Annotated in this window: 12 protein-coding genes; 8 read left to right on the top strand and 4 right to left on the bottom strand. The window is 71.2% G+C overall.

Going from position 1 to position 13,836, the window contains the following annotated elements; all coding sequences use genetic code 11:
• Positions 1-2: 2 nt before the first annotated feature.
• On the bottom strand, positions 3-734 hold the full coding sequence (locus tag ACT3T5_RS06225; protein ID WP_444579274.1) for an FhaA domain-containing protein: 732 nt from the start codon (positions 732-734) through the stop codon (positions 3-5).
• A 214-nt stretch (positions 735-948) separates the two neighbouring features.
• Positions 949-1,701, bottom strand: a complete 753-nt coding sequence (locus ACT3T5_RS06220) for a L,D-transpeptidase family protein (RefSeq protein ID WP_444579276.1) — start codon at positions 1,699-1,701, stop codon at positions 949-951.
• Positions 1,702-2,030: 329 nt separating this feature from the next.
• Here ACT3T5_RS06220 and ACT3T5_RS06215 point away from each other — a divergent pair, with 329 nt between their 5' ends.
• Positions 2,031-2,885: a serine hydrolase domain-containing protein gene (locus ACT3T5_RS06215; protein WP_444593887.1), complete on the top strand. Its 855-nt coding sequence runs from the start codon at positions 2,031-2,033 to the stop codon at positions 2,883-2,885.
• A 140-nt stretch (positions 2,886-3,025) separates the two neighbouring features.
• Here ACT3T5_RS06215 and folP read toward each other — a convergent pair whose 3' ends face one another.
• Complete coding sequence (gene folP / locus ACT3T5_RS06210; protein ID WP_444593886.1) at positions 3,026-4,063, bottom strand: dihydropteroate synthase; 1,038 nt, start codon at positions 4,061-4,063, stop codon at positions 3,026-3,028.
• A 153-nt stretch (positions 4,064-4,216) separates the two neighbouring features.
• On the opposite strand from folP, the gene ACT3T5_RS06205 reads away from it, so the two are divergent.
• Genes ACT3T5_RS06205 through ACT3T5_RS06195 form a run of 3 tightly spaced genes read left to right on the top strand, consistent with a single transcriptional unit; the run spans position 4,217 to position 7,204 of the window.
• On the top strand, positions 4,217-5,365 hold the full coding sequence (locus tag ACT3T5_RS06205; protein ID WP_444579280.1) for an NAD-dependent epimerase/dehydratase family protein: 1,149 nt from the start codon (positions 4,217-4,219) through the stop codon (positions 5,363-5,365).
• Positions 5,366-5,375: 10 nt separating this feature from the next.
• Positions 5,376-6,494 carry a glycosyltransferase family 4 protein gene (locus tag ACT3T5_RS06200; RefSeq protein ID WP_444593885.1) on the top strand — a complete coding sequence of 373 codons (1,119 nt, stop codon included), beginning with the start codon at positions 5,376-5,378 and terminating at the stop codon, positions 6,492-6,494.
• Positions 6,491-7,204 carry a GNAT family N-acetyltransferase gene (locus ACT3T5_RS06195; RefSeq protein WP_444593884.1) on the top strand — a complete coding sequence of 238 codons (714 nt, stop codon included), beginning with the start codon at positions 6,491-6,493 and terminating at the stop codon, positions 7,202-7,204. The genes ACT3T5_RS06200 and ACT3T5_RS06195 overlap by 4 nt, the downstream gene beginning before the upstream one ends.
• 86 nt (positions 7,205-7,290) lie before the next feature.
• On the opposite strand, the gene ACT3T5_RS06190 is transcribed toward ACT3T5_RS06195, so the two are convergent.
• Positions 7,291-8,169, bottom strand: coding sequence for a C40 family peptidase (locus ACT3T5_RS06190; protein WP_444593883.1), 879 nt, complete (start codon positions 8,167-8,169; stop codon positions 7,291-7,293).
• Positions 8,170-8,757: 588 nt separating this feature from the next.
• Here ACT3T5_RS06190 and ACT3T5_RS06185 point away from each other — a divergent pair.
• From ACT3T5_RS06185 to acs, 4 genes are read left to right on the top strand one after another with little or no spacing between them, the layout of a single operon-like run.
• On the top strand, positions 8,758-9,690 hold the full coding sequence (locus tag ACT3T5_RS06185) for an ABC transporter ATP-binding protein (protein WP_444594015.1): 933 nt from the start codon (positions 8,758-8,760) through the stop codon (positions 9,688-9,690).
• Positions 9,687-10,724, top strand: coding sequence for an aliphatic sulfonate ABC transporter substrate-binding protein (locus ACT3T5_RS06180; protein ID WP_444593882.1), 1,038 nt, complete (start codon positions 9,687-9,689; stop codon positions 10,722-10,724). The genes ACT3T5_RS06185 and ACT3T5_RS06180 overlap by 4 nt, the downstream gene beginning before the upstream one ends.
• Positions 10,721-11,641 (top strand): ABC transporter permease, encoded by a 921-nt coding sequence (locus tag ACT3T5_RS06175; protein ID WP_444593881.1) that lies wholly within the window; start codon positions 10,721-10,723, stop codon positions 11,639-11,641. Before ACT3T5_RS06180 ends, ACT3T5_RS06175 begins: the two co-directional genes overlap by 4 nt.
• Positions 11,638-13,740 carry an acetate--CoA ligase gene (gene acs, locus ACT3T5_RS06170; RefSeq protein WP_444593880.1) on the top strand — a complete coding sequence of 701 codons (2,103 nt, stop codon included), beginning with the start codon at positions 11,638-11,640 and terminating at the stop codon, positions 13,738-13,740. The genes ACT3T5_RS06175 and acs overlap by 4 nt, the downstream gene beginning before the upstream one ends.
• Positions 13,741-13,836 lie beyond the last annotated feature (96 nt).

The following is a 13,836-nucleotide window of genomic DNA, read 5'->3' as shown; positions in this document are numbered from 1 at the left end:
GCTCACCAGCTGACCGGACCGGCGGCAGGGAGCCGCACGGTCAGCCGGGTGCGGCCGATCTTGACCAGCGAGCGGTCCTGGAGGGCGACGGGCGTGCGGATGCGCTCGCCGTCGACGAAGGTGCCGTTGGTGGAGCCGAGGTCGGTGGCCACGAGCTCGCCGGAGCCGTCGGGCCCTCCCGTCGGGTCGGCCCGCAGCTCGAGGTGATGGCGGGAGACGCCCGTGTCCTCGAGGATGATGTCCGAGTCGCCGCCGCGACCGATCACGGTCACCGGGCCGGTCAGGAGGTACTGCTGGCCGTCGATCTCGACGATCGGGCTGCCGCCGGTCTCGGCCTGGGCGGCGCCGGTGGCGGGGGCCACGCTGCCGCGCTCGGTGCGCGACTCCGTCTCGAAGCGGCCCGCACGCACCTCCTCGTCCTCGGCCAGGTCCACGGTGACGCCGCCGACGAACATATAGCGCTGCTTCTCGGCATGCTCCATGAGCACGCGCTGGAGCTCGTCGATCAGGGTGTCCTGCCAGGAGCCGAAGCGCTCGAAGTCCTGCGGGTGCAGGTAGATCGTGTAGACGTTCGGGGCCAGGGTCCGGGTGCGGTCGAGCACCTGGATCTGGTCGTCGCACTCGCGCTTGAGCCCCTGCGCGAGGTCGAGTGGTTTCAGCTGGCCGCGGCCGGGCGAGAACATGCTCGTCACGCCGCGGTCGAGCCCGCGCTCGATCCGATCCAAGATCCCCACGGTGGTCCTTCGCTGTCGCTGTCCCTGCGCCCCGACGGAAGACGGGGCAGTACTCCTCGTCGATCGTAGCGCGTGGTCAGGCGCGTGACGGGCTGACGGGGCGGGGGGACGGCAAGGGATTCGTGCAGGTCTCGTAAAGGGCGGGGCGGCCCGGCCGGACCAGGAGGTCCCTGCCGAGCCGCCCCGCAGGGTGCTGGGTCGCCCGGAGGCGGGGTCAGTAGACGATCACTCGTCGCCCCTTTGTGAACCAGCTGCGGGTCCACAGCATGTCGGTCGCCGCGGTGGAGATGCGGGCGCAGCCATGGGAAGCCGGATAGCTCGGGATCGAGTTGGATCCGTGGATCGCCCAGCCGCGGTCGTAATAGCCGGGGCGGTACAGGGATCCCAGCGGGCCGTTCTGCCAGCCGCGGCTGTAGAGGCTGTACATCGTGAAGCTGCCCTTGGGTGTGGTCGCCGTCTTCCAGCGGCCGCCGGAGTAGTAGCGCTTCCCGCTGCCGGTGGACGTGTTGAGGATGTAGGAGAGCTTCCCGCCGGTGGTGGCGATGATGATCTGACGGCTCAGGTTCACCTCGAAGCCGACTCCGGAGGTGATCTTGCGCGAGGGCCGGGCCCCGTTGCGGATCGCCGCGTACGTCTTCGGGCCGACGACGCCGTCACGGCTGAGGCCGGCGACCTTCTGCAGGGCGTAGACGGCCTGCTGGGTGAGGTGCCCGAAGCTGCCGTCGGCCGTGCCGCTCCAGTACTTGAGTCGCCACAGATCCTTCTGGAGCTTCGTCACGGCGGAGCCGCGGGAGCCCTTGCGCAGCGTGGGCGCCGCGCTCGCAGGGCCGATGCCGACGGCCAGTCCGGTGCCCAGGGTCCCCACCCCGAGCAGCAGGGTGCGGCGCGAGGGCATCGCGATCGGCAGGAGCCGGTTCTCGGGCGGGGTCGGTCTCTCGGTGGTGCGGACTGAGGTCGGTGCGGACATGGTTCCCCCTTGTCGTTCGGCCCGGAGCAGTCGCTGCGGGCCCGTCCCCGACGCCACGACGACGTGACGCCACTAGCATCATGCCCCGGGCGCAATTGAGTAAACAAGAGGTTAAATGTGCAGGTTGTGGGGTGACTGATGCGTAGGTTGTCTTTCCGCTGGTCGGCGGGGCGTAGCGGGCTAATCGGACACCGGATCGGATGCGGACACCGGATCGGAATCGGACACGGAAGCGGAATCGGGCGCGGAGTCGGAGGTTCCCGTGTCGAGCTGGTGCGCGGGGCGGGCGCAGAGCCGTCACGGACAGGGGGTATGCCATATTTGACGGCGTGGAACCCGAGACCCAGCCCGAGATCCCTGTCGACGTCGACTTCGAGCACGCGCTCGGGGTGTCCGATGCCCGGCGCACCGTGCACACGCAGGGGGACCCCGAGAGGGTCTGGGACCTCGCCAGCGTCAGCAAGCCCCTCACGGCGCTCGGCGCTCTGATCGCCGTGGACCGCGGCCTCGTCGATCTCGAGGAACCGGCCGGTCCCGAGGGCGCCACGGTGCGTCATCTGCTCGCCCACACCGCCGGCTACGCCTTCGACGGTGGTGACGTCGTCGGCGCCGTGGGCGCCCGGCGCATCTACTCCAACACGGGGTTCGAGGTGCTCGCCGCCCATCTCGAGGAGGCCACCGGCCATGACCTCGACGACTGGATGGAGCAGACCGTGGTCCAGGGCCTCGGGTTGCGCGACGTCGAGCTCTCCGGTTCGCCGGCCGCCGGTTACCGCGGGAGCATCCGGGATCTGCTGGTACTCGGCCGCGAGCTGCTCGAGCCCACCCTGATCTCCCCGGAGCTGTGGCGCGAGGCGACGTCCGTGCAGTTCCCCGGACTCGCCGGCATCCTGCCCGGCTACGGCCGCCAGAAGCCCAACGACTGGGGCCTGGGCGTCGAGATCCGCGACGGCAAGTCCCCGCATTGGACGGGATCCGCCTCGGGCCCGGGGACCTTCGGGCATTTCGGCCAGTCCGGCTCCTTCCTCTGGGTGGATCCGGCGGCGGGGCTCACCGCGGCGTTCCTCGGGGCGGAGCGCTTCGGCCAGACCCACGTGCGGATCTGGCCGGGGCTCACCGACGAGATCCTCGCGCGCTTCGGGAGCGCTGCGGGCGGCCTGGAGGGTCCGAGCGGCTCGGGGTGAGTCGGGGGCGGGCGCTCCCCGAGCAGCTCACCGACGTCGCGTGCACGGTGGACCTGCAGCGGGGATGACGGCCGCCCCGCGAGGAGCAGAGGAGCAGAGGAGCATCCGCCCAGCGCGAGGGGCAGCCCGGCACGGCGCCCTCAGACGTTGTGGACGAGGGGACCGGCGGGGTCGCGCCAGCCGGAGAGCACCTCGAGCATCCGCACGAAGCGGACCGTGGCCTGCACGTCGTGGACGCGGAGGATCCGAGCACCCTGGCCCATCGCCCAGGCGGCGGCGGCCAGCGATCCTTCCAGGCGCTCCTCCTTGGGCAGCCCGAGCGACTCCCCGATGACGTCCTTGCGGGACAGGGCCGCGAGCACCGGCAGCCCGAGGGAGGTGTACTCGGACCAGTCGCGCAGCACCTCGAGAGTCTGCACGGTGCTCTTGTTGAGGTCGGGTCCGGGGTCCATCACGATCCGCTCGCGATCGATCCCCGCCTCCAGCGCGCGCTCGAGGCGGGCGGCGAGGAACTCCCGCACCTCCTCCGCGACGTCGTCGTACTGCGGTCGGGGGTAGGCCTGCCTCGGAGCGGCGACCGAATGGGTGATCACGAGGGACGCCCCGGTGCGTGCGACCGTCGTGGTCATCTCCGGGTCCGACAGTCCCGTGGTGTCGTTGATCAGGTCGGCGCCGGCCGCGATGCTCGCCTCGGCGACGGCGGCGTGGAAGGTGTCCACCGACAGCAGCACGTGCGCGGGCAGCTCACGGCGCAGCGCGGAGATCACCGGGACCACACGATCGATCTCCTCGGACGCCGGCAGCGGGTCCCCGGGCGCGAACTTCACGCCGCCGACGTCGACGAGGTCGGCCCCGGCCTCGGCGGCGGCGATTCCGGCCCGGACCGCGGCATCGAGTCCCCAGGTGCGGCCCTCGTCGAAGAAGGAGTCCTGGGTGCGGTTGACGATGCCCATCACGAGCACCCGGGTGCGGGTATCGGGAAGGGGCCGCGGGGTGAGCGGGGTGAGCGGGGCGAGCGGGGCGAGCGGGGCGAGCGGGGCGAGCGGGGCGAGCGGGGCGCCGGAGTCTGCCACCGGCGGGACGGTCATCGGCGCCACAGGGGTGCGGGATACAGTGGATTCCGCCGGGTCGGAACGCACTGCCGAACCCTCGACAGCCCCGTCGTACGCGTTCGTCATGGCACGTTCCTTCGCTGTTAAGGCGGGCTTTCCTCGTCTTTGAGCAGCCCGCGACCTGCACTACGTTAAGAGTAGTGGACACGCACTGTCACCATCCGGCCGTCGGCATCCTCGCACCGGCCGGGACCTGGACCTTTTGGGAGGACTCACGAGATGAAGATCGTCGTCGCCGGTGGAGATGGATTCTGTGGCTGGCCCACGGCCCTGTACCTCTCGCAGAAGGGCCACGACGTCACCATCGTGGACAACCTCGTGCGTCGGGACATCGATGTGGAGCTGGGGTCGAACTCGGTGACCCCGATCCTCGAGCTGGAGGAGCGCGTGGCGGTCTGGAAGGAGGTCTCCGGCAAGGACATCGCCGTGAAGATCGCGGACCTCACGGACTACGACGCGGTCGCCGCGATCTTCCAGGAGATCCAGCCGGAGTCGTTCGTGCACTTCGCCGAGCACCGCAGCGCCCCGTACTCGATGATCGACCGCGAGCACGCGATCGAGAACCATCGCAACAACGTCGAGGGCACCCTGAACGTGCTGTGGGCGATCAAGGACTTCGCGCCGGACTGCCACCTCGTCAAGCTCGGCACGATGGGCGAGTACGGCCAGCCGAACATCGACATCGAGGAGGGCTGGATCGAGGTCGAGCACAAGGGGCGCACGGACCGCCTGCCCTTCCCCAAGCAGCCCGGCTCGTTCTACCACCTCACCAAGGTGCACGACAGCGACAACATCATGTTCGCCTGCAAGATCTGGGGCGTCCGCGCCACCGATCTGAACCAGGGCGTCGTCTACGGCCTGGAGACCGCCGAGACCCGGCTGGATCCGCGCCTGGTCAACCGTTTCGACTACGACGCCGTGTTCGGCACGGCGCTGAACCGCTTCATCGTCCAGGCGGCCATCGGCCACGACCTCACCGTCTACGGCAACGGCTCCCAGACCCGCGGCTACCTGGACATCCAGGACACGGTGCGCTGCATTGAGATCGCCTGCGAGAACCCCGCCGATCGCGGCGAGTTCCGCGTGTACAACCAGTTCACCGAGCAGTTCTCGGTCAAGGAGCTGGCGGAGAAGGTGCAGAAGGTCGCCGCGGATCTCGGCAGCGAGGTGTCCCTGTCGACCACCGAGAACCCGCGCGTGGAGAAGTACGACCACTACTACAACGCGGTCAACACCACCCTGCTCTCGCTGGGCCTGGAGCCGCACCTGCTGACCGAGGAGCACCTCACCGAGGTCCTCAAGGTCGCGATGAACAACACCGACCGCGTCAAGCGCGAGCTGGTCATGCCCACCGTGACCTGGAAGTGAGCATCCTTCCGTGAAGATCGCGATCGTCACGGAGACGTTCCTGCCGTCCGTCGACGGCGTGGTGACACGTCTGCGCCACGCCGTCGAGCGGTTCACCGAGCTGGGACACGAGGTCATGGTGATCGCCCCGGAGCTGGGCGTCACCGAGCACCACGGGGCCCGGGTGGTGGGCATCAAGCCGGTGACGCTGCCGTTCTACAAGCATCGGCGCTTCACCCTCCCCAACCCCACGGTGGACGGCATCATCCGTGGTTTCCATCCGGACGTCGTCCACGCCGCTCAGCCGATCCTGCTCGCGTCCTCGGGGGCGTATGCCGCGCACCGCCAGCGGATCCCGCTGGTGGCGAGCTATCACACCCACATCCCGCGTTACCTGGATCTCTACCGGGCGTACCGCTGGGGCAAGCGTCCGGTGTGGTGGCAGATCAAGCGCAACCACGCCCTGGCCGACATCAACCTCGCGACCTCGGAGTCGATGAAGGCCGAGCTGGCGGAGAAGGGGATCGAGAACCTGCACGTGGTGCGCCGCGGCGTCGACACGCGGACCTTCGACCCTCGGTATGCGAGCGAGGAGATGCGCGATCGCCTCAGCCAGGGCCATCCGGAGAAGAAGCTGCTGGTCTTCGTCGGCCGGCTCGCGGCGGAGAAGGAGATCGGCCGGCTGCGCTCGATGATGGGCCGGCGGGACGACGTGGCGCTCGCGATCGTGGGCGACGGGCCGTACCGCCGCGAGCTCGAGACGCTGTTCGCCGGGACCGCGACCCTGTTCCCCGGCTTCATGGAGGGGGAGGAGCTCGCGAGCGCCTTCGCGAGCGCCGACGCCTTCGTGTTCCCCTCCGTCACCGAGACTCTCGGGCTGGTGATCCTCGAGGGGATGGCCTCCGGGCTCCCGGTGGTCGCCGCCCGCTCGGGGCCGACGATGGAGCAGGTCGTCGACGGGGAGAACGGGCTGCTCTTCGACTCCGGTGACGAGGCGACGCTGGATGCGGCGCTCGACCGCCTCGCCGATCCCGATCTGCGGGCACGGATCCGCACGGCCGCGCGCACCGAGGCGGAGCAGTTCTCCTGGGAGAACGCCTCCGACGACCTCCTGCGCTACTACGAGATGGCGATCGAGAAGCACCGATGAGCACAACCCCCTCCTCCCCGGCGCCCGCCGGCCACGCTGCCGCGCCCGCCGGCCACGCTGCCGCGCCCGCCGGCCACGGCGCCGCGTTCACGGCGACGGCGTCGGTCCCGACCGCCGCGATGGACCGACCGCAGCCCGTCGTCCTGGAGAACCGGCACGTGCGTCTCGAGCCCCTCGGTGCGCAGCACGTCGACGGGCTCCGGGCCGTGGTGGCCGACGGGGAGATCTGGCGGATCCCGTACGCGCCCCATGTGCCGGCGCCGGAACAGGTCGCTGATCGCGTCGCGGCGCAGTGCGCCTCCGACGAGGCGGGCAGCACGGTCTCGTGGGCCGTGCTCGAGCGGGACAGCGGTCAGGTCATCGGCCACACGACGTTCCTGAACATCTCGCTCCGGGATCGTCGCCTCGAGCTGGGCTCCACCTACATGGCGGGCTCGACCCACGGCACGGGACTGAACGCGGCGACGAAGCTCGCCCTGCTCACCCACGCCTTCGAGGATCTCGGCTGCCTCGGCGTCGAGTTCCGGGTGCACCACCTGAACATCACCTCGCGCCGAGCCGTCGAGCGCCTCGGTGCTCAGCAGGACGGGATCCTGCGTGCGCACCGGATCATGCCCGACGGCACGATCCGCCACACCGTCGTCTACTCGATCCTCGCCGAGGAGTGGACGGGCGTGAAGGCATCCCTGGAGCACCGGCTGCGCCGCTGAGCGCTCGGTCGGCAGGGAATGACCGAGGCCCGGTCCCGCATGCTGCGGGACCGGGCCTCGAGGTGTCGGCGCTGGGGCCGGGTGGATCAGCGGTAGGTGACGAACCCGGTGGGGTTGCCCCAGATTCCGCGCTCGACGACCTGCTGCTGGGAGCCTGAGGCATCGATGATCTGGCCGTCGCCCGCGTAGATCGCGACGTGACCGGGCCAGATCACGAGGTCGCCGGGCTGGGCCTCGGACTCGGAGATGCTGCGGCCCTGCGAGGCGAGCTCGCTGCTGGTGCGCGGCGCGTCGATGCCGGCCGCCTCGTAGGCGTAGGCGACGAGGCCGGAGCAGTCCATGCCGCTGAGCGACGTGCCGCCCCAGGAGTACGGGGAGCCGGTCGCGGAGCGGGCGGCGTCGATGATCGTGTTGCTGCTCGAGGAGCTCGCGCTCGCCGGGACTGCGGAGGCGCCGCCGCCGGGTGCGCTCGCGGGGGCGGACTCGGCAGGAGCGGACTCCGTGGAGCCGCCGCCGAGAGCGCTGTGGGTATCGGCACCCACCACGCCGTCGACCTGGAGGCCGTTCGCCGCCTGGAACTCGACGACCGCGTCCGCGGTCATGGAGCCGAAGTAGCCCGTCTCGGGAAGCTCGGCGCCCTGCGCGTTCAGCGCGTCCTGCAGCGCCTCGACGTCGGCGCCGGAGTCGCCCTGGCGCAGCGTCTCCGAGGAGGTCCCCGTGGAGGTCTCGGCGGAGGCGGGCTGTGCCGACGCGGACTGCTCGGGTGCGGTCTGGATGGTGGCGGGCTCGTCGGAGCCGACGAGCGCCTCGTCGTTGGCCATCGCCGAGGTGCCGCCGGCGAAGGCGGTGCCGACGAGGACCGTGCCGAGAACGGCGCTGCCGCCGAAGACATGGGCTGCGCGACGGGTGGCGGTGAGGGGCGTGACGGCTCGGCCGACGGCGCGGTGCGTGTTCTGGTGCGTCATGGGTACTGATCCTTCTCGCGTGCTGCTGGTGGTCTGTCGCATCCCGTGGTGCGGCGCTCGGTGGAGCGGAGGTGTCCTGACTGGACCGAGGTGCCCGGGGAGCCTGTGCCCGAATGGTCGGTGCCCACAGCCGGGGTGTCCGGGGGATGAGGCATCCACGCTAGGAGCGGACCCCCGTGCGTTTCGAGGGGTTTGAACGAGACGGGTCGCGGGATTTGTCGTCTATTTACCTGGCGGTCCGTGAGGTGATCGGATGATGGCGCGATGTGGCAATCGCGCATGGTCCGCGCCACATCCCTCGCCCTGTACGTCACACCGTCCCGCACTCGTTCCGCGCCGCCCCGCACCCGTTTCGCGGTGTCCCGCATCGTTCCGACAGGTGCGTCGCGTCGACCCCCTGCGACCCGTCCGGCCCGCCCTCAGAGGCACCACTCTCCCGATCCGCGACGCACCGTGGGCCGACCGGGCCGACGAATGTGTCCCAGATCTCGTGCATGAACCCGGGTGACGGTGCATAGCGGGGCTACCCGCCGCGAATGTTTCGTCTTATGACGCCGCGCTGGCATCGTCGGCGTGTCCGCCACCATGATGCGAGGCATGACCAGCACCGTGCATGTCGACTCCGCACCTGTCACGCGCTCCGGCCCCCCGGAACGTCACGGGGGTTCATCGACGCCCCGCAGCGGGGTGCGGTTCGAGGCGGTCGCCCGCTCGTTCCCTTCGTCGCAGGGGACCCGAGACGTGCTGCGGGGCCTGGACCTCGAACTCCCCAGCGGGGAGATCCTCGCCGTCGTGGGCCCCTCGGGCTGCGGGAAGTCGACCCTGCTGCGCCTGGTCGCCGGTCTGGATTCCCCCACCGAGGGCCTGATCCGCCTCGGCGGCACCGCGGTCCGCGGCACCGACCCCCGCACCGCGGTCGCCTTCCAGGAGCCGCGCCTGCTGCCCTGGCGCACTCTCGAGCAGAACGTCGCCCTCGGGCTGCCGCGCAGCACCGGACGGCGTGAAGGACGTGAGCGAGTCCGCGAGCTGCTGCAGCTCGTGGGCCTCGAGCACGCCGCCGCCCAGCGTCCGCGGGAGGTCTCCGGCGGCATGGCCCAGCGTGCCTCGTTGGCCCGCGCGCTCGCCCGCAGCCCGGAGGTGCTCCTGCTGGACGAGCCCTTCGGGGCGCTCGATGCCCTGACCCGTCTGCGCATGCAGGACCTGCTGCTCGAGATCCACGCCGCCGAGCCCACCACCGTCCTCGTCGTCACCCACGACGTCGAGGAGGCCCTCTACCTCGCCGACAGGGTGCTGCTGCTGCGCTCCCTGCTCGAGGAGCCCGGCGCCGACTCGATCGCCCGCACCCTCGAGGTGCCCGGGGCCCGCCCCCGCGACCGCGCCGACCGCTCCCTGGCCGAGCTCCGCGTCGAGCTGCTCGCCGGCCTCGGCGTGCACTCGCCCCAGCTCGACCACGCCAGCCTGCACACCACCGCCACTCGCACCCCCACTACTTCTCGCACCACCACGGAGATTCCCTCATGAGCCCTCGCATCAGCCGCCGCACCGCCACCGCCCTCGGCCTCTCGGCGATGGCCGGGATGGGTCTGGCCGCCTGCGTGCCCGGCGAAGGGTCCGAGAACACCGCGAGCGCGGGCGGCGAGGGGGAGTGGAGCACCGGCACCCTCACCATCGACTGGGCCACCTACAACCCGCTCAGCCTCGTGGTGCGTGACCAGAAGCTGATCGAGGACGCCCTCGGCAGCTCCGTGAGCGTGACGTGGGTGCAGTCGGCCGGCTCCAACAAGGCCAACGAGTTCCTGCGGTCCGGATCGGCCGACGTCGCCTCCACGGCCGGCTCGGCCGCGCTGCTGGCGCGCGCCAACGGCTCCCCGATCAAGGTCATCGACATCTACAGCCAGCCCGAGTGGTCCGCCCTCGTGGTCGGACCGGACAGTGACATCACCGGCCCTGCCGACCTCGCGGGCCGACCGGTCGCCGCCACCCCCGGCACCGACCCCTACTTCTTCCTGGTCCAGACGCTCGCCGAGGCCGGGCTCGGGGTCGACGACGTGGAGCTCCAGCCGCTGCAGCACGCCGACGGCCGCACGGCCCTCGAGGGCGGGAGCGTCGAGGCATGGTCCGGCCTGGACCCGATCATGGCGGCCGCCGAGAAGGAGTCCGGCGCGCAGCTGGTGTACCGCAACGTCGACTTCAACACCTATGGTTTCCTCAACGCCACCGAGGACTTCATCGACCACCACGCGGACGTCGCCCAGGTGGTCGTGGATGCCTACGAGCAGGCCCGCACCTGGGTGCTCGCGCACCTCGAGGAGACCGCGCAGCTTCTGGCCGATGCCGCGAGCATCGACCTCGCCGTCGCCACGACCGTGATCCAGGAGCGCTCGAACCTCGACGTCTCCGGAGTGCCCGGTGAGGACCAGCTCGCCGTGCTCGAGGCGATCTCCCTGATGCTCTCCGACTCCGGGGATGTCCAGGGCGGGGCCGAGGCCGTGGAGAAGGCCCGCGGCGAGATCCTCCACGCCGACTTCGCGACCGCCGCGGTGGAGAAGCAATGAGCGTGCCGGGATCCGGCGTCGCCCTCGTCGTCGACGCCGCGAGCGCCGCCGGGCGGACCGCCGAGGCCGAGGCGCTGGACGCCACCCGTCGCGCCGACGGGAGCACGGGCGGGGGCACCGGCCGGGCCGGAGCGGATGCTCCGTCCGCTCCCCGCACCGTCTGGGACCGCACCGGCGTGCGCCTCGCCGCCGGCGCCGTGCTGCCCCTGCTGATCCTGCTCGCCTGGCAGCTCACGACCGCCGCCGAGCTGGTCCCGGCCTACCGCCTGCCCGGTCCGTGGGCCGTCGTGCAGGCCGGCGTCGAGCTCCTCGAGCGCGGCGAGCTGGGACTGCACATCGCGATCTCCGTGCAGCGGGTGCTGATCGGCTTCGCGGCAGGCTCCGTCGTGGGCCTCGCCGTCGCCGCCGTCGTGGGCCTGTCCCGCGCGGGCGACGCGCTGCTGAATCCCACGCTCGCCGCCCTGCGCGCCGTGCCCTCGCTGGCCTGGGTGCCGCTGCTGATCCTGTGGCTGCAGATCGGGGAGGAATCGAAGATCACGCTGATCGCGATCGGTGCCTTCTTCCCGGTGTTCACCACCGTCGCCGCCGCGCTGCGCCACATCGACCCCCACCTGGTCGAGGCCGGGCGCTGCTTCGGCCTGCGCGGCTGGTCGCTGTTCCGCACGATCCAGCTGCCCGCCGTGGTGCCCTCGGTCGTCTCCGGGCTGCGCCTCGCGCTCGCCCAGGCCTGGCTGTTCCTGGTCGCCGCCGAGCTGATCGCCTCCTCGATGGGTCTGGGTTTCATCCTCAACGACTCCCAGCAGACCGGTCGGGTGGACAGGATCCTGCTGGCCATCGTGCTGCTCGCCCTGCTGGGCAGCCTCACCAACGCCCTGCTGGGGATCGCCGAGAAGAAGCTGCTGCGGAGGTGGACATGAGCACGACGGAGACCCGGCTGGCTGAGAACCGACGGACCGAGAACCGACGGACCGAGACCCGACTGGTCGAGACCCGCGCCTTCGCGCCGGACCCCGCGCTCGAGGGGACCTGGAACGTGGACGAGAGCATCTACGCCACGGCGTCGGTCGATCCCACCGCCTTCTGGGAGGCCGCCGCGCGCCGCCTGGAGTGGGCCGAGCCCTGGCACACCGCCCACGAGTGGGAGCCGCCGACGACGGATCCCGCGACCGGCGTGCTGAGCGTCCCCGCCGCCCGCTGGTTCGTCGGCGGACGGTTGAACGTCGCCGAGAACTGCGTGGACCGCCACGTGCGCGCCGGGAGGGGCACCAAGGTCGCCCTGCACTTCGAGGGAGAGCGGGGGGACCGCGAGACCGTCACCTACGAGGACCTCCAGCGCCGCGTGAGCCAGGCCGCCAATGCCCTGACGGACCTCGGTATCGTGCCCGGCGACCGCGTGGTCGTCTATCTCCCCGTGCTCGTGGAGACCATCGTCATCTCGCTCGCCTGCGCCCGGATCGGCGCCGTGCACTCCCTGGTCTTCGGCGGGTTCAGCGCCGAGGCGGTGCGCTTCCGCCTGCAGGACACCGGGGCGAAGCTCCTGGTCACCTCCGACGGCCAGTTCCGTCGCGGCGCGGCCGTCGAGGTGAAATCCCAGGCCGACGACGCCGCCCGCGATCTGCCCGACCTCGAGCACGTGCTCGTCGTGCGTCGCACGGGCCAGGACATCGCCTGGACCCCGGGCCGCGACGTGTGGTGGCACGAGAGCGTGGGTGCCGCGAGCGAGCATCACGAGGCCCGCAGCTTCGACGCCGAGCACCCGCTGTTCATCATCTACACCTCCGGCACCACCGGGAAGCCCAAGGGCCTCGTGCACACCTCCGGCGGCTATCTCACGCACACCTCGTGGTCGCACTGGGCGCACTTCGACGCGACGAGCGACGACGTGCACTGGTGCACCGCGGACCTCGCCTGGGTCACCGCCCACACCTACGAGATCTACGGTCCGCTCTCCAACGGACTCACGCAGGTCATCTACGAGGGCACCCCCGGCGAGCCCACCCGTGAGCGGCACCTGGAGATCATCGAGCGCTACGGCGTCACCGTCTACTACACGGCGCCCACCCTGATCCGCACCTTCATGAGCTGGTTCGGGGACGAGCTGCCCACCGGGCACGACCTGTCCTCCCTGCGCCTGCTGGGCACTGTCGGCGAGGCGATCAACCCCGAGGCCTGGGTGTGGTTCCACCGCACCTTCGGCCGCGGCGAGCTGCCGATCATCGACACGTGGTGGCAGTCCGAGACCGGCGCCTCGATGCTCGTGCCGCTGCCCGGCGTGACCACCCTCAAGCCCGGCTCCGCGACCGTGCCGCTGCCCGGCATCGACATGGCCGTCGTCGACGCGGAGGGCGCCGAGCAGCCTGTGGGCGTGGCCGGCACGCTCGTGGCCCGTCGGCCCTGGCCCGGGATGGCGCGCACCGTGTGGGGCGACCCCGAGCGCTACCGCGACTCCTACTGGGCGGACTACGCCGGGTGCGGTGAGCACGGCGGCTACTACGTCGCCGGGGACTCCGCCACGGTCGACGCCGACGGCTGCTTCTGGATCCTCGGCCGACTGGACGATGTCGTGAACGTCTCCGGGCACCGCCTGTCCACCATCGAGATCGAATCCGCGCTGGTCGCGGACCGGAGCGTGCAGGAGGTCGGCGCCGCCGGTGTCGAGGACCCGCTCACCGGGCAGGCCGTGGCGGTGTTCGTGATCCCGTCGTCCGTGATCCCCTCGGGCACTGCGGCTCTGGATCCGGGAGTACTCCGCGCCCGGGTCGCCGCGGAGATCGGGCCGATCGCCAAGCCCCGCTTCGTGATCGAGGTGCCGGACCTGCCCCGGACCCGCTCCGGGAAGATCATGCGCCGCCTGCTCGCCCAGCTGATCCATGCCGAGCGCGCTCGGCGTGCGGGGCGCACTCCGCCGCCGCTGGGGGACATCACATCCCTGCAGAACCCGGAGGCGGTCGACGCCGTGGCCGCGGCGCTCGCCGAGCTCCCCGCGGAGGACCCCGCCGTCGCCCCGCACCCCTGACCGGACTGCCGTAGCGCATACCGGACACCGCGCCACGCACCCCGACCCCGGCACAGACCCAGACCCCGACCTGACGTCGAATACCCACCCCGACCC

Origin of the sequence: Brachybacterium sp. AOP3-A1-3 (genome assembly GCF_052378285.1) — a bacterium.
Lineage (GTDB): Bacteria > Actinomycetota > Actinomycetes > Actinomycetales > Dermabacteraceae > Brachybacterium.
Note: the sequence above shows the minus strand (reverse complement) of the source record. Positions and strands in the feature narration are given on the sequence as shown.

What these genes read in the sequence shown, in the direction of transcription:
- ACT3T5_RS06190 (WP_444593883.1), bottom strand. Translation starts at nt 8,169, where the DNA reads ATGACGCACCAGAACACGCACCGCGCCGTCGGCCGAGCCGTCACGCCC.
- ACT3T5_RS06195 (WP_444593884.1), top strand. Translation starts at nt 6,491, where the DNA reads ATGAGCACAACCCCCTCCTCCCCGGCGCCCGCCGGCCACGCTGCCGCG.
- ACT3T5_RS06175 (WP_444593881.1), top strand. Translation starts at nt 10,721, where the DNA reads ATGAGCGTGCCGGGATCCGGCGTCGCCCTCGTCGTCGACGCCGCGAGC.
- ACT3T5_RS06220 (WP_444579276.1), bottom strand. Translation starts at nt 1,701, where the DNA reads ATGTCCGCACCGACCTCAGTCCGCACCACCGAGAGACCGACCCCGCCC.
- folP (WP_444593886.1), bottom strand. Translation starts at nt 4,063, where the DNA reads ATGACGAACGCGTACGACGGGGCTGTCGAGGGTTCGGCAGTGCGTTCC.
- ACT3T5_RS06205 (WP_444579280.1), top strand. Translation starts at nt 4,217, where the DNA reads ATGAAGATCGTCGTCGCCGGTGGAGATGGATTCTGTGGCTGGCCCACG.
- ACT3T5_RS06180 (WP_444593882.1), top strand. Translation starts at nt 9,687, where the DNA reads ATGAGCCCTCGCATCAGCCGCCGCACCGCCACCGCCCTCGGCCTCTCG.
- ACT3T5_RS06185 (WP_444594015.1), top strand. Translation starts at nt 8,758, where the DNA reads ATGCGAGGCATGACCAGCACCGTGCATGTCGACTCCGCACCTGTCACG.
- acs (WP_444593880.1), top strand. Translation starts at nt 11,638, where the DNA reads ATGAGCACGACGGAGACCCGGCTGGCTGAGAACCGACGGACCGAGAAC.